This is a genomic window from Furfurilactobacillus curtus, assembly GCF_054657915.1.
Map to the genome: position 1 here is coordinate 241,894 of NZ_BAAHXU010000001.1, position 23,030 is coordinate 264,923.

The 23,030-nt window shown below is 44.7% G+C and carries 22 protein-coding genes, 1 tRNA gene and 1 riboswitch; of the genes, 15 read left to right on the top strand and 8 right to left on the bottom strand.

Going from position 1 to position 23,030, the window contains the following annotated elements:
• The first annotated feature begins 12 nt into the window (after nucleotides 1-12).
• The 3 genes from ACYQ0Y_RS01360 to ACYQ0Y_RS01370 all read left to right on the top strand — a co-directional run bounded on the left by ACYQ0Y_RS01360 (nucleotide 13) and on the right by ACYQ0Y_RS01370 (nucleotide 3,906).
• Nucleotides 13-1,377 (top strand): DnaD domain protein, encoded by a 1,365-nt coding sequence (locus ACYQ0Y_RS01360; RefSeq protein ID WP_407882239.1) that lies wholly within the window; start codon nucleotides 13-15, stop codon nucleotides 1,375-1,377.
• Complete coding sequence (gene dnaI, locus ACYQ0Y_RS01365; protein ID WP_407882240.1) at nucleotides 1,377-2,312, top strand: primosomal protein DnaI; 936 nt, start codon at nucleotides 1,377-1,379, stop codon at nucleotides 2,310-2,312. Before ACYQ0Y_RS01360 ends, dnaI begins: the two co-directional genes overlap by 1 nt.
• A gap of 304 nt (nucleotides 2,313-2,616) precedes the next feature.
• Complete coding sequence (locus tag ACYQ0Y_RS01370) at nucleotides 2,617-3,906, top strand: NCS2 family permease (protein WP_407882570.1); 1,290 nt, start codon at nucleotides 2,617-2,619, stop codon at nucleotides 3,904-3,906.
• A gap of 119 nt (nucleotides 3,907-4,025) precedes the next feature.
• On the opposite strand, the gene ACYQ0Y_RS01375 is transcribed toward ACYQ0Y_RS01370, so the two are convergent.
• The 4 genes from ACYQ0Y_RS01375 to ACYQ0Y_RS01390 all read right to left on the bottom strand — a co-directional run bounded on the left by ACYQ0Y_RS01375 (nucleotide 4,026) and on the right by ACYQ0Y_RS01390 (nucleotide 7,133).
• Nucleotides 4,026-4,631, bottom strand: a complete 606-nt coding sequence (locus ACYQ0Y_RS01375; RefSeq protein ID WP_407882241.1) for a TMEM175 family protein — start codon at nucleotides 4,629-4,631, stop codon at nucleotides 4,026-4,028.
• A 339-nt stretch (nucleotides 4,632-4,970) separates the two neighbouring features.
• Nucleotides 4,971-5,177, bottom strand: a complete 207-nt coding sequence (locus tag ACYQ0Y_RS01380; RefSeq protein ID WP_407882242.1) for a CsbD family protein — start codon at nucleotides 5,175-5,177, stop codon at nucleotides 4,971-4,973.
• A gap of 301 nt (nucleotides 5,178-5,478) precedes the next feature.
• Nucleotides 5,479-5,552 (bottom strand) — tRNA-Arg (locus ACYQ0Y_RS01385).
• A gap of 51 nt (nucleotides 5,553-5,603) precedes the next feature.
• Nucleotides 5,604-7,133, bottom strand: coding sequence for an amino acid permease (locus tag ACYQ0Y_RS01390; RefSeq protein ID WP_407882243.1), 1,530 nt, complete (start codon nucleotides 7,131-7,133; stop codon nucleotides 5,604-5,606).
• Nucleotides 7,134-7,291: 158 nt separating this feature from the next.
• Between ACYQ0Y_RS01390 and ACYQ0Y_RS01395 the strand changes: the two genes are divergently transcribed.
• The 5 genes from ACYQ0Y_RS01395 to ACYQ0Y_RS01415 all read left to right on the top strand — a co-directional run bounded on the left by ACYQ0Y_RS01395 (nucleotide 7,292) and on the right by ACYQ0Y_RS01415 (nucleotide 12,349).
• Nucleotides 7,292-7,633 carry a putative DNA-binding protein gene (locus ACYQ0Y_RS01395; protein WP_407882244.1) on the top strand — a complete coding sequence of 114 codons (342 nt, stop codon included), beginning with the start codon at nucleotides 7,292-7,294 and terminating at the stop codon, nucleotides 7,631-7,633.
• A gap of 31 nt (nucleotides 7,634-7,664) precedes the next feature.
• Nucleotides 7,665-9,128, top strand: coding sequence for a signal recognition particle protein (gene ffh, locus ACYQ0Y_RS01400; protein ID WP_407882245.1), 1,464 nt, complete (start codon nucleotides 7,665-7,667; stop codon nucleotides 9,126-9,128).
• 289 nt (nucleotides 9,129-9,417) lie between these two features.
• A complete protein-coding gene (locus ACYQ0Y_RS01405; protein ID WP_407882246.1) occupies nucleotides 9,418-10,623 on the top strand; it encodes an NAD(P) transhydrogenase subunit alpha in 1,206 nt (401 codons plus the stop codon).
• Nucleotides 10,620-10,934 carry an NAD(P) transhydrogenase subunit alpha part 2 gene (locus tag ACYQ0Y_RS01410; protein WP_407882247.1) on the top strand — a complete coding sequence of 105 codons (315 nt, stop codon included), beginning with the start codon at nucleotides 10,620-10,622 and terminating at the stop codon, nucleotides 10,932-10,934. Before ACYQ0Y_RS01405 ends, ACYQ0Y_RS01410 begins: the two co-directional genes overlap by 4 nt.
• A complete protein-coding gene (locus ACYQ0Y_RS01415) occupies nucleotides 10,931-12,349 on the top strand; it encodes an NAD(P)(+) transhydrogenase (Re/Si-specific) subunit beta (protein WP_407882248.1) in 1,419 nt (472 codons plus the stop codon). The genes ACYQ0Y_RS01410 and ACYQ0Y_RS01415 overlap by 4 nt, the downstream gene beginning before the upstream one ends.
• A 160-nt stretch (nucleotides 12,350-12,509) precedes the next feature.
• Here the strand turns inward: ACYQ0Y_RS01415 and ACYQ0Y_RS01420 are convergent, their stop codons facing one another.
• Together ACYQ0Y_RS01420 and ACYQ0Y_RS01425 are read right to left on the bottom strand one after the other, a co-directional pair.
• A complete protein-coding gene (locus tag ACYQ0Y_RS01420) occupies nucleotides 12,510-12,878 on the bottom strand; it encodes a YxeA family protein (RefSeq protein ID WP_407882249.1) in 369 nt (122 codons plus the stop codon).
• Nucleotides 12,879-12,950: 72 nt separating this feature from the next.
• The gene (locus tag ACYQ0Y_RS01425; protein WP_407882250.1) at nucleotides 12,951-13,313 is read right to left on the bottom strand and encodes a hypothetical protein; all 363 of its coding nucleotides are present in this window, start codon (nucleotides 13,311-13,313) and stop codon (nucleotides 12,951-12,953) included.
• Between the two features lie 168 nt (nucleotides 13,314-13,481).
• On the opposite strand from ACYQ0Y_RS01425, the gene ACYQ0Y_RS01430 reads away from it, so the two are divergent.
• The 3 genes from ACYQ0Y_RS01430 (at nucleotide 13,482) to ACYQ0Y_RS01440 (ending at nucleotide 16,851) form a co-directional block, all read left to right on the top strand.
• On the top strand, nucleotides 13,482-14,153 hold the full coding sequence (locus tag ACYQ0Y_RS01430; protein ID WP_407882251.1) for an MgtC/SapB family protein: 672 nt from the start codon (nucleotides 13,482-13,484) through the stop codon (nucleotides 14,151-14,153).
• A 96-nt stretch (nucleotides 14,154-14,249) separates the two neighbouring features.
• Nucleotides 14,250-16,463, top strand: coding sequence for an alpha-galactosidase (locus tag ACYQ0Y_RS01435; RefSeq protein WP_407882252.1), 2,214 nt, complete (start codon nucleotides 14,250-14,252; stop codon nucleotides 16,461-16,463).
• Between the two features lie 187 nt (nucleotides 16,464-16,650).
• Nucleotides 16,651-16,851 (top strand): cold-shock protein, encoded by a 201-nt coding sequence (locus ACYQ0Y_RS01440; RefSeq protein ID WP_407882253.1) that lies wholly within the window; start codon nucleotides 16,651-16,653, stop codon nucleotides 16,849-16,851.
• Between the two features lie 57 nt (nucleotides 16,852-16,908).
• On the opposite strand, the gene ade is transcribed toward ACYQ0Y_RS01440, so the two are convergent.
• Nucleotides 16,909-18,606 (bottom strand): adenine deaminase, encoded by a 1,698-nt coding sequence (ade, locus tag ACYQ0Y_RS01445; RefSeq protein WP_407882254.1) that lies wholly within the window; start codon nucleotides 18,604-18,606, stop codon nucleotides 16,909-16,911.
• A 130-nt stretch (nucleotides 18,607-18,736) separates the two neighbouring features.
• A riboswitch (purine riboswitch) is annotated at nucleotides 18,737-18,834 on the bottom strand.
• A gap of 121 nt (nucleotides 18,835-18,955) precedes the next feature.
• On the opposite strand from ade, the gene ACYQ0Y_RS01450 reads away from it, so the two are divergent.
• Complete coding sequence (locus ACYQ0Y_RS01450; RefSeq protein ID WP_407882255.1) at nucleotides 18,956-19,897, top strand: DMT family transporter; 942 nt, start codon at nucleotides 18,956-18,958, stop codon at nucleotides 19,895-19,897.
• 86 nt (nucleotides 19,898-19,983) lie between these two features.
• On the top strand, nucleotides 19,984-20,982 hold the full coding sequence (locus ACYQ0Y_RS01455) for a CAP domain-containing protein (protein WP_407882256.1): 999 nt from the start codon (nucleotides 19,984-19,986) through the stop codon (nucleotides 20,980-20,982).
• 112 nt (nucleotides 20,983-21,094) lie between these two features.
• Here the strand turns inward: ACYQ0Y_RS01455 and ACYQ0Y_RS01460 are convergent, their stop codons facing one another.
• Nucleotides 21,095-22,018, bottom strand: coding sequence for a hypothetical protein (locus tag ACYQ0Y_RS01460; protein ID WP_407882257.1), 924 nt, complete (start codon nucleotides 22,016-22,018; stop codon nucleotides 21,095-21,097).
• 251 nt (nucleotides 22,019-22,269) lie between these two features.
• On the opposite strand from ACYQ0Y_RS01460, the gene rpsP reads away from it, so the two are divergent.
• A complete protein-coding gene (rpsP, locus tag ACYQ0Y_RS01465) occupies nucleotides 22,270-22,545 on the top strand; it encodes a 30S ribosomal protein S16 (RefSeq protein WP_407882258.1) in 276 nt (91 codons plus the stop codon).
• 17 nt (nucleotides 22,546-22,562) lie between these two features.
• The gene (locus tag ACYQ0Y_RS01470; protein WP_407882259.1) at nucleotides 22,563-22,841 is read left to right on the top strand and encodes a KH domain-containing protein; all 279 of its coding nucleotides are present in this window, start codon (nucleotides 22,563-22,565) and stop codon (nucleotides 22,839-22,841) included.
• The last annotated feature ends 189 nt before the right edge of the window (nucleotides 22,842-23,030 follow it).

Genomic DNA, 23,030 nt, shown 5'->3' on the forward strand with positions numbered 1-23,030 from the left:
GAGTTGCAAACGATGGCCGATACTTTGCCAACTTTAACACCGCGCGCAGGTTTCATCGTCATCAACCCCAGTCGCGCTCAACTAACAACCAATGTCTGGCAACGCTTGTATCAACCGATATTGGGTAATAATGCTTTTGGCCTATACAACGCTTTGCAAACTTTCATCAGTGAGCAACCACAACTATCCAATCGTCGTGTTCACAGTCAGTTATTAAGTTGGACTGACTTAGACTTGCCACATTTCCAGGCGAGCCGCCAACGCCTCGAAGCGTTAGGACTGTTAAATTCTTACTATCAGCAAGATGCATTGGGGGATTTGTATATCTATGAATTGCATCAACCATTAGATGCGCAGACCTTTTTTCGCGATGATTTATTGAGCGTGTTGTTGTTTCAATATGTCGGGCAAGCGCGGTACACTGAGCTTATTGACTACTTTAATGCCAGTCACCTTGATTTAGGCCACTTCAAAAATATTTCCGCGGACTTTTTGAGTGTTTATCACGTTGGTGAGCAGCAATTGGCGCAGCGTCCAGCTCAATCGGTTGATTCGACCCAATCTGTTCAACAACCGCGAGCGGATGAGGCGGCTTCACTGGATTTTCATTTATTAGGCGAGTATCTAAAACGAGAATCGGTTGACCTCACAAGTGTCGATTCTGCGCAAGATTTACTTCAAGCTGAAGCACTACTCTACGGGTTAAACGAGCGTGAATTGGCGAACCTAGTTGTGAAGGCGACCAGTGTGACCACAAACAGATTTGATCCCGACCGTTTTAGGGCCATGGTGGTCGATCAGTTTCAGCAACAGCGCACACAGATAGCATCGGTACCCTCGTCAGCCTCGTCTCAAACAGATGCTCAAGTAGCGCCAGTGCGCCCACAAGGAACTGATGAACTGCATGCAATATTAGCGGCGGTTAAGGCTTATGCTCCTGCTGATTTTCTGGCGGTCTTAAAACAAGAAAAGAATCAATATGTGACGAGCGGTGAGCAGCGCGTTTTGAGTACCTTTATGCAACGTCAGTTATTTGCCCCCAGCGTCGTGAATATGTTGATCTATTACTTAATTGCTGATCGTGATCAGAATGTGTTGTATCAAAATAGTGTTGATCGCGTGGCAAATGATTGGGCGAAAGCCAAGGTTCAGACGCCCGAACAAGCGGTTAAACACATGCAGGCGTTTGCTCAAGCGCAGGCGACCCGTCAGCAGAATCGGTCTGGGAACCGACCAACTAAATCCCGGGAACAATTGCCCGATTGGAACCAAACGGCTAGTTCATCTGCCAACAGTGATGGCAAGGCGGCTGATGAAATCGCTCAATTGCGGCAACGTTTATCCAAGGCTAAAGAAAGTCAGGAGGATCGGTCATAATGCAAGATTTAGGTAAATCCATGCGCGATTTATTAAATCGGCAGAATCTTAATTCGGACTATCAGCAGCTGATCGCCAATGCGGCAAATGATGGCGAAGTCCAGTCCTTTATTCAAACCCATCAAACGGAATTAGCTGATGATGCCTTAGAACGCAATGGGTCTAAACTTTATGAGTTTGTCAGTCAACGTGATAAGGTCCGCGCTGGTGCCCAAGTGTTTGCACCGGGTTATGAACCTCAGTTGGTTGTCAGCGATCATTACATTGAAGTTACCTATGTCCCAACGGAGGCGACGCTGTTAGCGCAAAAGCGCACCTTATTGAAGAAGCGTGTGCATGCGGTTTCCATGCCCAAGATGATCGAACAAGCTTCCTTTAGTGACTATGATGTGGTTGGCGAAGAACAGCAACGCAGTGATGCTTTGCGTCAAGCAATGCAATTTGTTGCTGATTACTCGCAAAAGCCACGTGTTTTTCATCAGGGATTGTATTTTTATGGAAATTTTGGCGTGGGGAAAACCTATTTGCTGGGAGCCATTGCCAATGAATTAGCTACTTTGGGTTATCAAAGTACTTTAATGCACTTTCCAAGCTTTGCTGTTGAAATGAAACGATCGATTGGAGAGAACTCGGTGGCCAAAAAGGTGGATGCGATCAAGCAAGCACCGATTCTAATGATTGACGATATTGGGGCGGACTCAATGAGCTCTTGGGTGCGAGATGAAGTCCTTGGTGTTATTCTGGAATACCGGATGCAAGAAGAATTGCCAACATTCTTTACCTCTAATTTCTCAATGCAATTATTAGCGGACCAGCATCTTTCCATTAATCAACGTGGAGAGACTGAGACGGTCAAGGCGGACCGACTAATGCAGCGTATTCGCTTCTTAAGCCATGAAGTCTTAGTTGCTGGACCTAACCGGCGACCACAGTAAAAGAATATTTTAATGAGAAAAGCGATCGTTGTGTATCATAATCAGCGGTTGCTTTTCTGTTTGTTTGGAAATTTCCGTGATTTAGAGGAACAAAATCATAAAAGTTCATAAACTGCCAAATTATTTCAAAAAAGCGACAAGGTTGTTCGTGTTTTGCAAAAACAGGTTCGTGTTTTACTTTAAAAATAAGAAGTAGTATGATTTATCTCGTGGTTTCATAAAACATATCCGAACATTGAGGAGGATCAATGTTTGAATAATTCAGAGGAGTGCTATTGTGAGCGAAAAGCTGAATCATTACTTTATGATTGATGAGTTGCATACGACCGTTCGTCGAGAGATCTTGGCTGGATTTACAACTTTTATTTCGATGGCCTATATTTTGTTTGTTAATCCCAGTGTGCTGGGCGCCGCCGGTGTTGATAAGGGCGCGGTGTTCACAGCAACGGCATTAGCCAGTGCGATTGGCTGTATGTTGATGGGGGTGTTGGCGCGGTATCCCATCGCGACTGCACCGGCATTAGGAATTAACGCCTTCTTTGCTTACTCTGTCGTGATTGGGATGAAGATTCCATGGCAGACGGCGATGGCGGGAGTGTTCGTTGCTTCACTGATTTTCTTAGTCATTACAATTTTTAAACTACGGGAAATGATTATCAACGCAATCCCATCGGATCTCAAATATGCCATCTCTAGTGGGATTGGATTGTTTATCGCGTTTATTGGTTTACATGATGGCGGTTTGATCGTTGCAAATAAGGACACGGTGGTCGGCTTAGGATCTTTCTCAACCGCGACGACGTGGTTGACAATCTTTGGCCTTATTTTAACGGCTATCTTGATGGTTATGCGGGTACCAGGCGGAATCTTCATTGGGATGGTCGCCACCTCTATCGTCGGTTTAGTAACGAAATTGATTCCACTGCCAGAGCATTTACTCGCTGGCGCACCGAGTTTGGCGCCAACCTTTGGTGTTGGTGTGCGTCATATGGGCGATATTAATTCTCTGCAGATGTGGGTTGTTGTTTTGACCTTCCTATTAGTCACATTTTTTGATACAGCGGGAACTTTGGTTGGTCTAGCGCAGCAGGCTGGCTTCATGAAGAACAACCAAATGCCCCGTGTTGGTAAGGCGTTGATGTCAGACTCTACTGCGATGTTGGCCGGTTCAGTATTGGGGACGTCACCAGTTGGGGCTTATGTCGAATCATCAGCGGGGATTGCGGTCGGTGGTCGTACTGGATTGACCGCAATTACGACTGGCGTCTTGTTTGTGCTTGGTATGTTCTTCTCACCGCTACTTACTGTTGTTACTAGTCAGGTGACTGCACCGGCCTTGATTATCGTCGGTGTTTTGATGGCCCAATCCTTGGCCCATATTAACTGGACTAAAATGGAAATTGCGATTCCATCCTTTTTAATTGTGTTAGGGATGCCGTTAACTTACAGTATCTCTGATGGTCTGGCCTTAGGTGTGATTACGTATCCAATTACAATGATTGCAGCCAAACGTGGCCGGGAAGTTCATCCGTTAATGTATGCCTTGTTTTTCGTCTTTATTGGCTTTATGGCGATTTTAAATGTAGGTAAATAAGAAATGACCAGCCCGTATGAATTTCCCTACAATCGTTAGATTTTGTCTAACAATTGTAGGGCACTTCAACGATGGGTTGGTCATTTTTTAGAAGGGTATTAAAGATCCGTGAAGATATTTTAATTGGATTCAAACAATGAGTCCGCGTCTTTGGGAGTATTAACGGCGTTGATTAAAATTTGCACAGTGATGACTGCCATTTGTAGGGCTGGTAAGAAAATGATTGATAGGATCATCGCTATTACTAGAATCAGCCAAGAATACCAGTGGATCGTGAGTTGATGAACCGTCGTATTTTTGATGTTAAGCGCAACATCTTGATGACCATGGCGATAATTTTCGGAAACAATCGTTCGACTTAAGATGGAATATGACAGGAACCAGAGCAAATAGACGAGACTGTAAAAAGTTTCCGGACCTCTAGCATTAATGCCTTTGCCCACCCAAGAAGTCGCGACCGGGATGAACGAGGTGGCAAACAACCAAAAGTTATTTGCCCAATAGATGCGTTTTGAAAGGACCTTGGTTTTGCTAAAAATAAAATGATGATTATACCAAGCTGTCCCAATGAACAAATAGCCAATCGCGTAGGAAATTAAATAGGGAAATTGGGGGGTCAAAGCAGATAGTTGAAGTGAGTTGGGGGTTTTAAATTCCAACACCATAATCGTCAAAATAATGGCGATCACAGCGTCGTTAAAAGCTTCTACACGGGATTTATTCATTGTTTTTTCCTATTTTTATTTTGTGATTTTTACAATCGATTGGACGACATTAACTGGCAACAAGGTGCTATTTTATTTGGACATGGGTTAATCGGTGGCCTAAATTTTAATTACTAAAAAGGCGAAGATCCGGGTGACTTAATTTTGTAAAAGATCATTTAACTTAACTAAAATACAACATTTTTTGAATAGACGTCAATAAGATTGGCATAGGTTTCAAATCGAATTACCTTGGTTACAGCGAGTCGTGTGTTTTAATTGATCGATTGGATCGTATGAAGGCGACTGTTGTAGGTACGAGACACAAAAAAAGAAGGCGCCTGGCCTTCTCAATGTCAATTAGTTATCGTTTTGTTCTTTCAATTCGTCAATTTTATCTTTCGCATCTTCCTTAGCGTCTGACAATTTCTTTTTTGCTTTACCCACTAAGCCTTCAGTTTTGCCTTGCAGTTCGCGTCCCTTATCGTTAGTCGCTTTTCCTTCAAGTTCTTTTCCCTTGCCAGTGACTTGATCTTTAGTGCCATCAATTTTATTATCTAAGCTCATAACAGGTCCTCCTTGTTATCAATGCTAGTTGTGGTTAAGCTTAATTTGACAATAGCATGTCATTTTTTGCCAAGCAAATAATGTGCTTATCTGACTAATTTGGCCATCCTTGTGTTGGATTTTTGAATACGTCTTTTTAAACATGCATGTTAAAAATCCCGCCAAAGCTGATAGACGTGGTCAGGACACTTATCTTGCCAGCTTATGACGGGATTTTTTATTTTCAAGAACGAGACTTATCGTAGCTTCATTTAAGGGACAAAAGGGGACACTCTTAAAATAGAAGCCCTGTTAATACCAATGCACCAGGTGGGGCTCGAACCCACAACCCTTGGTTTCGAAGACCAATACGCTATCCAGTTGCGCCACTGGTGCGGAAGTTGTGCTATCACAACTATCTCATCTTAAAGCTCAGATAAAAATTCGTCAATGGTTTGCTGATGAATCTTTAATATTGGGGTCCACATCGATTTCGATGGTGTGTTCACCACGACCTTGGATTGGCGTGAAGCGGGGGACTTCTTCGAGGCGTAAATGCCGAATATGCCAATTTCGTTTAGTTGGTTTAGTCCGACGGCGACTGTAGATGATTAAGGTGACAGCTAACACAACAATCAGAAAGCCGCCCATCACCAGTGCGTATGTGCCAGTTGATAACGTGGTGCTCGTCGTCGGCAAAAACGTTGAACTAAAGACGAGCACCGAACCAATCAGACCAATAATGCCAATCAAAAGACAAGTCAAGCGACCTCCTGGAATTTTAAACGACGCCTGTTTGGTTTTATTGGTTAGATTAAGGTAGATAAAGGCGGTGAACAATAAAATATACATCACCAAATACAACATCACGGTCAGTGACATGGCCATTGAAAAGGCCGCGTTGTTGCCGCCAAACCCAATTGTCAGAATTGCCGCAATAATTGAGACGATAACGCCTTGCAAGATAACCAAACGAACCGGTACTTGATGGCGGTTCACTTCATGCCAACGAGTTGGCAGAATTTCGTCTTTAGCTGTTACTAATAATGATTTAACTGGTCCCACAATCCAAGAACTAATCTCGCCAAGCATGCCCATGGCCATCAACAAACCTAGTAAATTGACCAAAATGGGCAGCGTTTGACCGAAGATTAACTTAACCATTTTGCCCATCGCGACAATGACACCTTGGTTAAGCGACAGTTCATTGGCCGGCACGACGGCGGCCACGGAGAGGCCACCAAACGAATCAAGTAAGATAGCAAAGACAACAAGAATAACCATAATTAAAGGATAATTACGCGTTGGTCGTTGTAGGTTATTGATGTAGGAAGCAGAGGCCTCAATCCCGGTAAATGCTAGAATATAAGGCACGATTACGGTGATCGAGCCAGCTTTAGTAATCGATCGCAGGTCGCTAGCCAGATTGAGATCGAACTGCAGTGGGTGACCCTGACCCAAATAAATCGCACCTAAAATGAGCAACACGATCGCTGGCAAGACGATGCCTAAGGAAAAGGTCCACTTTACTAAGCGATCAGTTCCCTTAATGCCACGTAATTGGATAAGCGTCATCACCCAATAGATGATGAAAAAGGCGCTAAATTTTAACCAGGGATTCGAATTTAGCTGCGTGAAATGTGTTGAGTAGGCAATCACACCGATGATGAAATAGATCATCGTGATAAAATTAACCGTAATTTGTAACCATTGGAAAAAGACGGCAATAAAGCCTGCGCGCTGACCAAGGCCACCCTTGACCCAGGTATAAACGCCGCCATCGCCCCAACCTGGCATGGTTGCCAGTTGCGCGGAAACTAAAGCGACCGGCAAAAACCATAGCAAGCCGGCAACGCCTAAGAACAAGGTGGCCTTTAAGCCAGATTGGGCAAAGGCGGGATACTCATCGGCAGACATTAGCATAGCAGCTGTTAAGGTAAAAAAACCAAATCCAGTTAACGATCGATTTTGTTTCATCAGACGAGCCTCCGGTGAACTTTAATAAGTTAAGATTAGCATGAAATCATTTTTAACGATAATTACCAGCACAAAATCACCTTACAAGTGGGATATTCATGTTCAAGAACCGGTCAAAATGGTAAACTGATTTGGTATCGCGAGGTGAAGACGGGTACATGGAAATCGAAAAAAATGACCGAATCAATTCACTGTTCGGTTTTTATGAATCGCTATTAACGGCGAAGCAAAAAGCATATGTTGAACAGTATTATGGCGAAGATTATTCATTAGGCGAAATTGCAGAGAACTTTGATGTCAGTCGACAAGCTGTTTATGACAATATTAAACGCACCGAAGTTATCTTAGAAAATTATGAGCGCAAACTTCAGCTTTACGCAGACTTCTTGCGGCGTAATCAGGCCGCTGACGCGGTCGCTAATTATGTGGTGAGACACTACCCAGATGATCGCCAATTGCGACAGTTAATTGCGCAGCTAGAAACAAGTGAAAGTGTTTAAACAATTCGGATCATGAACTGGAGGAATGGTTATGGCCTTTGAAGGGCTGACAGAACGATTACAAAATGCAATGAAACATTTGCGGGGAAAAGGAAAAGTCTCTGAGAGTGACTTACGCGAAACGATGCGGGAAATCCGACTCGCTTTGCTCGAAGCTGACGTTAACTTTGATGTAGTCAAGACATTTGTTAAAACAGTGCGCGACCGTGCAATGGGTAGCAACGTGCTAGATGGGCTAAATCCCGCCCAGCAAATCGTTAAAATTGTTGACGAAGAATTAACGAAAACGATGGGTTCGGATGCCAGCGAACTTAATAAAGCACCAAAGATTCCAACAATTATTATGATGGTTGGTTTGCAAGGGGCTGGTAAGACCACCACTGCTGGCAAGTTAGCTTATAAATTAAAGAATGAACAGCAAGCGCGTCCCTTGTTCATTGCGGCCGATGTCTATCGACCGGCTGCGATCGATCAGTTACAACAAGTGGCTGATCAAATCGATGTGCCTGTATTTGAATTAGGGACAGATGTTGATCCCGTTGAGATCGTGCGCCAGGGGCTGGGCCAAGCGGTAGCAAATAAGAACGATTACGTCATCATTGATACGGCTGGTCGACTCCAAATTGATGAACAATTGATGGATGAGTTGGCTAATATCAAGGCATTAGCGCATCCAAATGAAATCTTATTAGTCGTTGATGCCATGACTGGGCAAAATGCCGTTAATACGGCAACTGGTTTTGACGATAAGTTAGATATTACCGGCGTAGTCTTGACTAAGTTAGATGGAGACACTCGTGGCGGAGCTGCTCTGTCCATCCGGGCTGTCACCGGTAAACCAATTAAATTTGTCGGTGAGGGAGAAAAGATGTCCGCCCTAGACACCTTCCATCCCGACCGGATGGCATCTCGAATTTTGGGGATGGGGGACATGTTGACGCTAATTGAAAAAGCGCAACAGGTTTCTGATGAGAAGCAGGCGGCTGATCTTGAACAGAAGATGCGGGAAAATTCTTTTGATTTCAATGATTTTCTCGATCAGATGGATCAGATGAATAAGATGGGTGGCATGGAGAGTATCATGAAGATGATTCCCGGCCTAGCGAACAATCCAGCAATCGCTAATGCGCAGATCGATCCCAAAGATTTAGCTCATATGCGTGCAACCGTTTATTCAATGACACCGCAAGAACGAGAAAATCCCGATGTGTTGAATCCAAGTCGTCGTCGTCGGATTGCTGCAGGCTCTGGGCGACCAATTCAAGAGGTTAATCGACTTATTAAACAGTTTGATCAGATGAAGAAAATGATGAAACAAATGTCCAACGGTAACATGGGTGCTTTAGACCAATTAGTTCCTGGTGGTCTAGGCGGCATGATGGGCAGCGGCTCCGGAATCTCTGGGCGCTTAGGCAAGATGGCGGTTAATCGGATGGTTCGTCAAACGCGTAAGAATAAGAAAAAAAGAATTAAAAAGAATAAACGTAGTCGCTAATGGATGCGTTCACTCATAAAGCTGACCATGACTTGGTATCTACCAAATCATGGTCAGCTTTTTTGAATTTCGTGCTACGGAACAGTATTGGGATTTAGGCCATACTGCTTTGCTTGGTGTACATTTTGTCAGTAATCGTCATAGAATTTTGTTTTTTGTGTAACAGAACTGAAGAGTCGTTTAAAAAGCAAGAACTTATGAACAGATTACTGTTAAAACAATTGTGATTCATCAATGTAAGCGCTATGCTGGTATTGTGAAATATTTCTAAAAGATGGAGGGATGTTACATGGCGATCGTAGTTTCTGCACTTAAAGAGGCAACTGGCGAAAACCGGGTTGCGCTAACCCCGGATGTTGTCAGTCGCTTGGTTAAGGGCAACTATGAAGTGTTAATTGAACAAGGTGCGGGTGTTAATGCATTTTATCCTGATCAGGCTTATCAAGATGCCGGAGCAACACTGGTTAGTCGTGACGATGCAATTAAACAGTCAAATTTAATCGCGGTTATTAATCAACTAGATGCAACGACCATTGGGCAGTTGACTGCTGGACAAACATTGATTGGGTTACTAGCACCGTTAACTGATCCGGATGGCATTAAAGCCTTAGCCAAACAAAAGGTGACAGCATTAGCTTTTGAACTATTGCCACGAACGGTTTCTCGGGCCCAAACCATGGATGTTTTGAGTTCTCAATCCAGTGTGGCGGGCTACAAAGCCGCTTTAGTGGCAGCAGACAAGTTCTCTCGCTACTTCCCAATGATGATTACGGCTGCCGGAACGGCTAAACCAGCTAAAGTGCTTGTTTTGGGTACTGGTGTAGCTGGGTTGCAAGCCATCGGGACTGCTAAACGACTGGGTGCTGTTGTTTCCGGATATGATGTGCGTCCTGCCTCACGCGGTGAAGTTGAATCACTGGGGGCCACATTCCTGACGACTTCTGTCTCTGGCGCCGGTGAAGGTGGTTATGCTCGTCAATTAACACCGGAAGAGACGCAGCAGCAACAGGATGAATTGGCTGGATTCATTGCGGAAAACAATGTCATCATCACGACGGCGCAGGTCCCGGGTCGGAAGCCACCATTATTGGTGACGCAAAAATCTGTCGATGAAGCTAAACCAGGCACGATTTTCATTGACTTAGCAGCTAGTGACTTGGGCGGCAACGTGGCCAGTTCTAAGCCGAATGAAACGGTGATGACACCAGCTGGCGCACAAATTATTGGTGCTGGTGATATGGCTAGTCAACTACCAGCAGCGGCTTCAGATATGTTTTCAAAAAACGTTCAAGCCGTGATTAACTATGTGACTAAAGAAGAAGCCTTAAGCTTTGACGTTGATGACGATGTCTTAGGAGAACTATTGGCAACTTACAACGGTGACATTATTAGCAACCGTCTAAGAGGGGCCATGAATTTGCCTGAACGGACGTCAAGTCGGCCAGATCAAACAGTGGCGGCAGATACAGAGACGAAAGGAGCCGATCAGTCATGAGCCAAGAGTTATATGCGAATTTAGCCATTTTTGTGTTGAGTTTACTAGTTGGATTTGAAGTCATGAGTAAAATTCCATCCACGTTACAAACCCCGATGATGTCTGGTGCGAACGCGATCCACGGTGTCGTTGTCGTCGGTGCCTTTGTCATTGCGGCTGAAGCAAATAATTGGTTATTTTATTGTTTAGCCTTTTTTGGCGCCTTCTTTGCGGCCGTAAATGTGGCCGGTGGGTATACCGTTACTGACCGGATGTTAGGGATGTTTAACCGCCCTAAAAATTCACAACCAAAGGAGGATGATCACAAATGAACGCATTAGTGACAACGTCTTCACTGGTTTACTTAGTTTCGGCCGTTTGTTATGTCATCGGGGTTCACCTGATGCGATCACCAAAGACCGCCCGTCGAGGGAATGGTTTATCCGCAATCGGGATGTTTTTAGCCGTAATTATGATTATTATCACGATTATTGCTGAAGGTAAGATTACCGGGATTGGCTGGGTAGTGCTCATTGCTGGATTGGCCCTCGGAATTTGGTACGGTGTGGTGCGAGCTCGCAAAGTCCCGATGACCGATGTTCCTCAACTGGTTAGTCTATTCAACGCTGTTGGTGGTGGTGCCGCCGCCGTCATTGGGATCTTTGACTATATTGTTAAAGATGCCGGTTCTAGCCTTAACTTGGCCTTTTCCTTGCCTGTCTTTTTGGATGTGGTGATTGGGGGGATTACTTTCTCCGGTTCACTAATTGCTACTGGGAAATTATCGGGTCATGTTTCTGGCAAGCCGATTACCTTTCCTGGGGCGCGGTTGATCAACGCCTTAATCGTAGTTGCGATTTTAATTGCGGCTTGGTTAATGATGGGTGAACCGACCAATATCTGGTTTGTCGTACTCGGATTAGTTGCCAGCCTGGTTTTTGGTCTGCTCATGACCATGCCAATCGGTGGGGCAGATATGCCAGTAGTTGTTTCGCTGTTAAACGCATTTACTGGTTTGGCCGTTGCCTTTGCTGGGTTTGTTATTGACAACCAAGTGCTCATAATTGCTGGGGCATTAGTGGGTGCAGCCGGAACTATTTTAACGTTACAAATGGCTGATGCGATGAATCGTTCGGTCGCGAATATCTTGGCCGGTGGATTTGGTACTGGTGACAGTGGTAGTAACAGTGCTGCCGAGGATGTACCGGTCAACGTTAAAGAAACCAGCGCTGATGACGTTGGTCTACAATTGGCTTATGCGCAAAATGTCATGATTGTACCTGGGTATGGTTTAGCTGCAGCACAGGCTCAACATGAAGTTGCTGAATTGGCCAAGTTATTGACGGATAACGGGATTAACGTGAACTATGCGATTCACCCAGTGGCCGGGCGGATGCCAGGTCACATGAACGTGTTATTAGCTGATGTCAACGTGCCCTATGACCAGATGAAGCAGATGGAAGAAGCAAATTCGATGTTTGAAAATACGGATGTTTCTTTAGTCATTGGTGCTAATGATGTCACCAATCCATTGGCTAGAGAGTCAGGCAATGCCATTTCTGGTATGCCAATTTTAGATGTTGATAAATCGAAGTCTGTGGTCGTGATTAAACGGTCCATGAGTACCGGCTATGCTGGTGTGCAAAATCCATTGTTCTCCTTAGACAACACTCAAATGTTCTTCTCAGATGCGAAGAAAGGGCTGCAAGACATTATTGCTTCAACTAAGGAGTACATTAACCAATAATATAAAAGGGTTTGTTAGCTGTTCGAATTATTCGCATAAATCCTTTAAACTACTTTTTGGCGAATGATTAACAATTTCAATGTGACAAGAAAAAAAGTCATCCATAAACGGATGGCTTTTTTAGCTCAAGATTGGCTTGATTGTCTGAAATCTGCCAGCATTATTGATATTGATCAATTTTGGTTAGTGCTTTGTTGGCGATTTGTGAGCGTTTAACAACAGTGTAGGATTTAACGCCCTTTTCCTTTGAATAAATGACTTTCAAGTAAACCCCCTTCTTCAAGGGCGTATTGTCTGACTTTACGCTGTGGAATTGGAGTCGTTGAGATGCGCCTTGATCATCGAAACCTGTTTGGTCATATTTATAAAATACCGATTGCGCTCCCTGACTGGCTGATCCAGATTTACTGATGGGGTCGCTAACTTTGATATAGTAGGCGTGTCCGCCATAGGTGATTTGATGGTCAATCCCTATGCCAACAGCGACCAGGATGACTAATGCGACCAGGATCCATTTGAATCGTTTCATGTGCAGCCTTCTTTCCAAAAATTGGTAGTGTAAGCATAACAACACAGAATGGTTGGTTGGCTAAAGAAAAGGTTAAGATCTTAGCTTGGAACACTTGAGACTGTCAATTAGGTCAATCAGTTGGGCTGTTTGAGCGTCATCTAAGGGTTGGTGCTGCAATAAGGTGTCGATTTGCATGCCTATTTCTACAATATCCTGTTCTTTGGGGTTTGAACTGATGAAAAAAGCGATCATGACGAAGCGTTGTAATTGTTTTTGGGCCATTTGATCCTGATGCAAGGCACCTTGAGCCAAGGTCACGATTGTTTTGCGAAATTTTTCTTGACGACGTTTAGATTCCCGAAAATTATTTATGTAAGGTAAAAATAGGGCAACACAGACCGCTAACAGTTCAGCGACGGCCGCGACCCATTCTGATAATGGACCGATTTCCATTGAACTCCTCCTTAATAATCCGGTCACTTGGATTTAGCGTACCAACAATTTGATCATAGCATAAAGCGGATCAATTAGAGAGTGGATCGGGCAGTGGTCGGGAAAATTTCGACCATTGCTGAATTTTGTTATGATAAAGTGGCATAAAGATTTCAGGAGGACTTTGCGATGCCATTAGAACTTGATTGGTGCCTTCGCTTACTCCTAGCAGCCGCTTGTGGTGGTTTGATAGGTTACGAACGGTCTAGCCGTTTAAAAAATGCAGGCATTCGCACACACATTATCGTGGCCGTTGGCGCTGCCTTAATTATGATCGTCTCAAAGTATGGTTTTGCTGACGTGTTGACGCGATCCGACGTTGTGTTGGATCCGTCACGGATTGCCGCTCAAATCGTCAGTGGAATCAGCTTTATCGGTGCTGGGACCATTCTGGTTAAACAAGACAATGTCAATGGACTAACCACCGCTGCCGGAGTATGGGCGACTGCAGCGGTTGGTATGGCAGCAGGTGCCGGGTTGTATTTTATCGCGTTAGCCGCGATGTTAGTTGTCGTGGCCGTTCAATTCTTGTTTCGGGAACGTCGGTTATTAAAATATTTTTTGAAACGATTACACGTCCATTTTAAACTAACCCTTAACCAGACACCGGACGGGTTAGCGCAATTAAAACATCAGTTGCAGGTGGCTGGGTTGTCACAAATTCAGCTAGATATTAGTGCAATTACTCAAACGACCGTCACGGTTGAAATAGATGCAGTGACGCAACGACCAGAACAATTGAATCAATTATTCGAACAGTTAATCAATGAGCATGGGGTTCAAAGTGTCGAACGTTCTTAAGATCATTTAGGGGAAAAAGCTACCTTTGAAATCGCTTTCAAAAATCGGTACACTGAAAGTGTTTAAACTACCGATTGAAAGGGAGCTTATAAACCAATGGCAATTACAGTGGATGAACAACATAATTATCATTTACAGACCCAATCGACTAGCTATTTGATGGGGTTGCTCGAAAACGGTGAGTTAGGGCACTTTTATTACGGTCCTCGGTTGGCAGAGCCTGTTAATTTTGCAGAGCTACGCCAACGTGATGTGCAATCATTAGAACCAGTCTTATCAGCTGAGCAAGCCGATTTTTCCAGCGATCGGATCATGCAAGAATATCCTGGCTTTGGCCATGGTGATTTTCATTATCCTGCGTATCAAATTCAATATGAAAATGGCGCGCGGATCTCGGAATGGCAATTTGTCGGCGATGAGATTACTGATGGTAAGTTAGAATTAAATGGATTACCTTCGGCCAGCGCCCCAGTCGGTGATCGCCACGTCCAAACATTAAAAGTTCATTTTCAGGAAGCACAAAGTGGCCTACAACTAACTTTAAATTACACCGTCTTTGAACAAGCTGATGTAATCGTTCGTAGTGCAACCTTCAAGAATCAGGGGCAGCAAGTATTAAAGGTGCCTCGCGCCTTGAGTTTAGCTCTGGATCTTCCGACGGCCCCGTATGACTTGTTGCAACTTTCCGGAGCGTGGGCCAGAGAACGGCAGGTGGTTCGCCAACCACTACACTCTGGTGTCCAATCCGTCAGTAGTACGCGTGTCGCAAGCAGCGCACAGCAAAACCCTTTTATCGCTCTCTTAAATCCACAAGCGACTGAACGCAGTGGGTCTGTTTACGGGATTAACCTAATCTACAGTGGTAATTTTTTAGCGCAGGCCGAAGTTGATCAAGATGAACGAACCCGGGTCACCATTGGTATCAATCCTTTCGAGTTTGAGTGGACCTTGACGCCTGGACAAAGTTTTCAGACGCCGGAAGCCATGCTAACATATGCGGACAATGGGTTGTCTGAGATGAGTCATCATTTTCACCAATTCTTGCGTCAGTATCTCATTCCAAAACGATGGGTTGATGAGGATCGGCCAATCTTAATCAACAATTGGGAAGCAACTTATTTCGACTTTAATGAGTCGAAACTGGTTCAATTTGCGCAAAAGGCCAAGCAATTAGGAATTGAATTGTTTGTATTGGACGATGGATGGTTCGGGAAACGCGATGATGATACGACCTCCCTGGGTGACTGGCAAGTTAATTTGCAGAAATTACCGCATGGTTTATCTGGCTTGGCACATCAAGTCCATGACTTAGGCCTGAAGTTTGGCCTATGGTTCGAACCAGAAATGATTTCGATTGAAAGCCAACTTTATCAGCGACATCCGGAGTGGGTGATTCAGGTACCAGAGCGACGAATGAGTCCGTCACGTCATCAATTCATTCTAGATTTTTCTCGGCCTGAGGTGGTCGAGGCCATTTTTAAACAGATGGCTTCAGCGATCAATGCGGCCCAGTTGGATTACATTAAATGGGATATGAATCGGTACATGACGGAGGCGTACAGTCCGGCCTTGCCAGCCGAACGGCAGCTAGAATTTGGTCATCGATACATTCTCGGTGTTTATCAGCTGTATGAGCGGCTTACTAAAACATTTCCAAATGTCCTGTTCGAATCTTGTGCATCAGGTGGCGGACGGTTTGACACGGGCCTTTTGTACTATGCGCCGCAAGCATGGACCAGTGACGATACCGATGCAATGGAACGTTTGCGAATTCAGTGGGGAACATCGCTCGTTTATCCGCTCAATACGATGGGCGCGCATGTGTCTGCAGTGCCCAATGCCCAAATTAACCGCGTGACGTCATTAGCAACGCGTGGGGCGGTGGCAGATTTTGGCGATTTGGGATATGAGCTTGATATCACGTCTTTGTCGGCAGCAGCACGGGCTGAGATCGCCCAGCAAATTAAATTTTATCGTCAATATCGTGATCTTTTCCAACGGGGCACCTTTTATCGTTTGCAGAGTCCTTTTGCAGGGAATGTCACTGCATGGGAGGTTGTTAGTGATGACCAACAGACGGCGATCGTTGGGCGCTATCAAGTTCTTGCGGTACCAAACCCGGCTAGTGCCCGGATTTGTTTTACTGGGTTAAAGGAGACACAGTTATATCGAATCAACGATGGACCAGTGATAGCCGGCAGTCAGTTAATGAATGCGGGACTCTGGATCGGCCAACAGACTGACGCAAGTGGTGCATTGACCCACGGGGATTTTGCCAGTCAACTTTTTGTTGCAAAAGCAGTTCGATAACGGCGCAAAATTTTTGTTGAATAAGTTGTTGATTATCCTTGCCCAAATTAAAAAATAGCGTTACAGTGTAGTCATTGTATTGATAGTTCGGTAGTAAGTGTACTAGTTCTTTGGAATGACAACCTTTCTCGCCCGGCTTTAGATGCAAAATTATAATTGCGCTGGTGCGCATGGAGGTTTCATTCTTATGGAACAAGGTACTGTTAAATGGTTTAACGCTGACAAGGGTTACGGCTTCATTACTCGTGAAAACGGTGACGATGTATTCGTTCACTTCTCAGCAATTCAAGGCGACGGCTTCAAGACATTGGACGAAGGCCAACATGTAACCTTCGATGTTGAAGACAGCGACCGTGGCCCACAAGCAACCAACGTTGTTAAAGACTAATTTTTAGTCGATAAAAAGACCATCCTCAAGCGAGGATGGTCTTTTTTATGCAATCGATTATTTTTGAGTAGGGGTGATTGCGACGGGAACAAAAGCCCCCTTGGTAAAGTCATAGAGTCCCTGGTCTGTCAGTTTTAATGTCGGAATGACAGGTAAACTTAAAAAAGATAGCGTAATGAACGGATCAAAATTGACGGTAGGCGCGATTTGACGAAAGGCCTGATGCAAGGCTAATAACTGATCATTGACCTGTTGGGCCGGTAACGAACTCATTAAACCGCCCACCGGTAAAGGTAAGGTTGTGATCAGATTACCATCGACGACGACTAATCCACCATCTAATTCAGTGATCGCCGAAATGGCTTGCATCATTGCACTATCGGAGGTTCCAGCAACAATTAAGTTATGTGAATCGTGCCCAACACTACTGGCAAAGGCCCCTCGTCTCAGTTGAAAGCCACTGACTAAGCCGACGCCAACGTGCCCTGTATGATGATGACGTTCCACGACCGCCATTTTGAGTACATCTAATTGATCATCCCAGCAAAACTCCCCGCAATTGGTGGCAACTTGTTTGATTAGGGCGCTGGTGGTGATGTGATTTGGCTGGACACCAATCACGCGGGCTAGCCGTTCAGGAACTTTTAACGCTAAGTCTTCTATCTGACAACGATGATTGAGGTGGGTTAAAGTGTAAGGCCTTGCTGTTATTGGTTTTGGATCCACTGACTGCCATTGACCAGCCTTCATGACACGGTTGATGGTGACATGTTCAACATCTTGTAAGATGACTAAATCCGCGACCATCCCGGTTGTCAAAGCACCTCTGTCAGCCAGCTGTTCACCTTCGGCAGCATGAAGGCTAGCCATGGTGTAGGCAAGCTCTGGGGTTAGGCCATTAGCGATGGCTAAGCGAATATTTTGATCAATGGAACCTTCTTGAACTAAATCAGTCACCGTTTTGTCGTCTGTGCAAAAAGCAATGCGATTTGCATTTTGCGCATTGACTGCTGGCAAGAGATTTAACAAATCTCGCTCGACAGTACCTTCTCGCAAATAAACGTAAAAACCGGCACGCAAGCGTTCAACGAGTTCTTGTGGGGTAGTTGCCTCATGATCACTGCGAATGTGGGCGTCCTGATACGCTAACAACTGACTGCCACTGAGACCGGCCAAGTGACCATCCACCGGTAGCTTTCGTCGATGAGCATCAGCAATTTTGGCCATTAAGTCGGGATCTTGATGAACTAAAGCCGGAAAATCCATCACTTCAGCAAGACCGTGAACCATTGGTTCGTGATAAAGTGGCGCTAAGTCAGCGGCTGTTAATTTAGCCCCGGCGTGTTCAAATGGGTCGCAGGGCACAGCCGATGGTAACATGAAAAAGTAGTCGACATTGGCTTGCTTCGCATCATCAATTAGATAGCTCACTCCTGCTTGGCCAGCAACATTGGCTAACTCATGAGGGTCCGCAACCGCGCTAGTCACGCCATGACTTATTAATAGTGGGCTAAGTTGGCTAGGTGTTAGTAATGAACTTTCAATATGCATATGCGCATCAATGAATCCAGGAACAATAGTTTGACCAGTTAAATCAAACCGTTTTTTCGCTCGAAATTTGAGACCAGTGCGATCACCAATGATGAAGCCATTGTTAATCCACAATGTCGTTTGGCAAAAGGTTTGGGTGTAAACATCGAGTACGTTGGCGTTAGCGAGTTCATAATCGACAACAATATCAGTGGGTTGTGGCATGTTAGGAGAACTCCTTTTCGTGGGCTTGAAATTTTAGAGTAGCTCGACCATAACCAGATCATCATAATTTTTGCATGACTAACGCCAATGATGCATTCAAAGAAAAGACCACCGTCAAAAAAAGAGACAGTGGTCGACGACAATGGCTTATAGTCCGAAATTACGGTTCCGGGTAGAGACGAGTCGACCAATTACGACGCTTATATAAGCTGTTTTAATTAGATTGTGGTTTACAATAACATAGGTTAGCGTTGAAAACAACGGACATCTGCAAGTCAAATCTTGTTATACTAAAACTACTATCGTTATTTGTCGGCTAAGCTAGTGAGCAGCATAGGGAGAGGTACTCGTGGTTCGAAAACAAAAGCAGCAACAAACATTGGGCGTTATTTTGGCCAGCACAGGTGCCCTCCTATGGGGTGTTTCCGGTCCAATTTCACAATTTCTATTTCAGCATCGGCAGGTTTCACCAGAGTGGTTGACGGGTTTAAAAATGTTGATTTCTGGTTGTTTGATTTTGCTGTGGGTCCGACGACAACAAGGCCGTCATGTTTTTGATCTGTGGCATCATCGCCGCGATGCGATCTTGATGGTGATTTTTTCAATTGTCGGTATGGGGGCTGTTCAATATATTTTCTTTTTAACGGTCCGAGTTGCCAGTGCGCCAACTGCTACGATTATGCAAACATTAGGGACTGTGATGATTGTTTTGTGGGGCATTTTTTATCATCATGATTTCCCCCGTCCTGCAGATGTATTAGCGGTCAGTCTGGCCTTGTTTGGCACTTGGATGTTGGTGACGAAGGGGCATTTATTGCATTTAGCCATCTCGCCACTAGCGCTGACATTTGGATTATTACTAGGCTTAGCGGGTGCTGTCAATACTTTGTTGCCCGCCAGTTTACTACAACGCTATGACACTTTAACTGTTGTAGGGTGGTCAATGCTGCTTGGTGGCTTACTATTTTCAGTTATTCATCCGTTTTGGGTAAATGTTCCACAACTATCGGGATTAGAGTGGCTGGGCGTTGGTTTCATTGTCATCTTTGGGACTGGCTTGGCCTACATGACTTTTTTGGGCAGTTTAAACTTCATTTCACCCACGGCGGCCGGCTTACTAGATGCGTTTGAACCACTGTCAGCGACCCTCTTATCGGTAATCTTCTTAAAGATGAGCTTTAACGGCGCTCAAATCATTGGTGGCGCTTTAATTTTAAGTACGGTGTTTATTCTCTCGTTAGCCAAACCTAAAGATCCGCTGACAGAAGATTTGGATGATACCGGCAACTAGACGAGGTAATTTTGATAAAGAAAATGATACAAAAACAATTTATTTTTAAGTGTGATATTCATTTCCATGGACGTTTCATATTAATCGTGGCGGTCAGTTTATGGTTTGCTATCGGCAATGTTGGCTCATCGGTTCAGGCCGCAAAAGTGGCAGGTTATACGCAAGCACAAGCCCAACAGATCAAGCAGTGGCAACATCGGTATAATCAACTTAGTCAACGAGCTTATTCTGATCATGATATCTATCAGCAACGGCCACGCTTTTCACCTAAACTGAAGGCTGGTCAATTGCGAGCTTCTTACCAACGAGAGTTACTTGATTATGTCAATTTTTACAGAGCCCTCGTGGGTCTGCCGAGTATTCGTTATGGATTAAACGCCAACAACCAGGCTCAGTTGGCGGCAGCTGATATGGCAGCTGCCGACGGATTTAGTCATGGGTTAATCAAACAACGGCGCCCTAAGTTGGTCACCAAAAATCAGTGGGCGGTTGGGCAGCAAGTGACCGAGACGAGCAATATCGGTCAAATGGTGATGTCAGAACGGATCGATCAAACGATGGGAAATTATTTACGGGATAATTTTAATGTGGAAGGAAATAACACCGGACATCGTGCCTGGTTGCTCTCACCAGTCGTGCACACGATTGGCATTGGGATTGCACACCGGCCTAAATCGACCTTTGGCTATAGTAATATTTATTTTGCCGATCAGAGTCAGCGAGCGATCACACCTAATCGTAATCAAGTTATTAATTATCCGTCAGCTGGTGTGTTTCCACGAGCGATGTTAGTGAGTCAGCAGCATGACCACCCAATTTATTGGTCAAGCAACTTTACGCTTGATGCGGCGACTAGTGGTCGAGTACGGGTCGAAATTCGCGATGACACGACACATCAACGGCAGTGGGCGCACAATGTTCACGTCAATCGTAGCCAACATTACGGGCAATTTGCGATGATCGTCACTTACCGACCACCATTCATGGTGATTAATGGTCATCAATATACAGTGTCAATTACGGGTCTGACCCACCATCCTCATGGCTATCGCTATCGGTTTAGCCCCTTTAACCTCAATAATTGAGCGCATTGAATAAACATGATCAGCAAAAGAAAACGCATCAGCCGGACCACTTCCATGGTCGCCTGGTGCGTTTTTAGTGGAGCGTTGAATTTCTGTGGGGCGAATCTGTGCTTTAAAACGAACTGATTAAGGACTCTAATTTACTAATAATTCCATTTACACCGCTGTCCTTTAGGGTATCGCTGGCCTGTGTTGGGGAGGTACTGTCAGCCATATCAGACATGGTGTCGGATAGCTTATTTAACTGAGAGCTAACTGTACCACGCACAACCGCATTAGCATTACTCTGTGATACCTGGGTTTGCAAATTGCTGACCTGCTGTTGTAGCGAGGCAATCGTGGCTTGATACTGTGCATTGTCATTACTAGTTTTGTAATCTGTGACCGCTTGCTGTAATTGCTTGGTCATTGAGTTCAATGCCTTGACCTGTTCTTTTAAGCTTGAGACTTGGCTTGATAGACCACTATTTTGTGACGTTAGCGCTGCTTGACGAGAAGAAGCTTCAGACGACGATGAAGCAGCAGCCGCTGAGGAACTGGCCGCTGAAGCCATCGCTGCCTCATTTTGGGCCTGATTATGCGCGTTGACACCCCAAATAATGAGGACTAGGGCAATGATGGCAATTAATCCACCGATGATCATATTGCGCCGCCGATGGCTAGATTTTGGTTTAACAGCTTGCGTCGCTGCTTGACTAGCAGCCGCAGAAGCAGGGGCCGATTCAACGACAATAGGGGATCGACCGTCTAAATCAGCTTCAGTATTGACAATCGTTAGCGTAAAATAGGCACGACCGACATTACCCCGGTCGTCCATTACGGCAACTGGAACTTGATGCTGGCCAGCGACTGAGAAGTCAATATTTTCTAAATTGGCGTTTAAATGAGTAGTAATGTCTGTGCCACGACTGTCAATGGCACGTGCCCCAGCAGCTTGAAGTAGTCGCGCATTGGTGGGGCGACTGATGGCATCAGTTTTAACGATTCTAAGTTGCGGATGTGTAAAGCTGATCTGAGGTTCGGAATTGTTTTGCATAAGTGACTCCTTCATCAGGTGAATTCACAGGTACTTGATTACGGTTAATTTACCATATCAAGCTTAGACAACCGACCGTTCATATAAATCTTGACCAGAGTTTAACCTTCTTAGCAGAAATTATACAAACATGAGTTTCTGATCAATGTAGCCGACAGGAGGAAGATTTTAAGTGTAAAGAAAAACTCCTTGACACCACCCGGATGGTTGGCTAAACTAAGACTCGTTAAGAAATTTAGGAGGAATTTTCAATGTCTGTAAAAATTCGTTTAAAACGTATGGGTTCCAAGAAACGTCCGTTCTACCGTATCGTGGTTGCTGATTCTCGTTCACCTCGTGATGGTCGGTTTATCGAACAGATTGGTACTTATAACACATTAGTTAACCCTGCTGAAGTTAAGCTAGACGAAGACTTAGCAATGCAATGGTTAAACAATGGTGCGCAACCTTCTGATACAGTTAAAAACATCTTTTCTCAAGAAGGTATTATGAAGAAGTACCACGAAGCTAAGTTCACTAAGAAGTAATTTGAGGCGATTAGCGCATGAATTCTAATCAGGAGCACCGATTAACAAGTGAAGAAGTCAGGACATTTATTGTCACTGTTGTTTCGCCACTCGTCGATCATCCTGATGCGATCACGGTCGCAGTTAAACCTGGAGAACGTTTCACGGACTATGCTCTGCAGGTTGATCCCCGTGATATTGGGGCTGTTATTGGTCATCATGGTCAGGTTGCTCAGGCAATTCGAACAGTGGTTTATAGCGTGCGGACGAACGATCATCGACGCGTGCGACTACTAATCATGGATGAGAATATGTAAGACATTGGTTTATTCAAGTCTGGTGAAGTTGTTGCCAGCTTGTGCTGCTAATGCTTAAACACCTCGTTCCATTTGTGGACCCTATTTCCTGAAATTTGGGAGATAGGGTCTTTTCAGTTGATACTATTCGTGTTTAAACTAACCTATGCATAGATATAGATTTGCGATTGCGATCGCCAGACAAGCAGA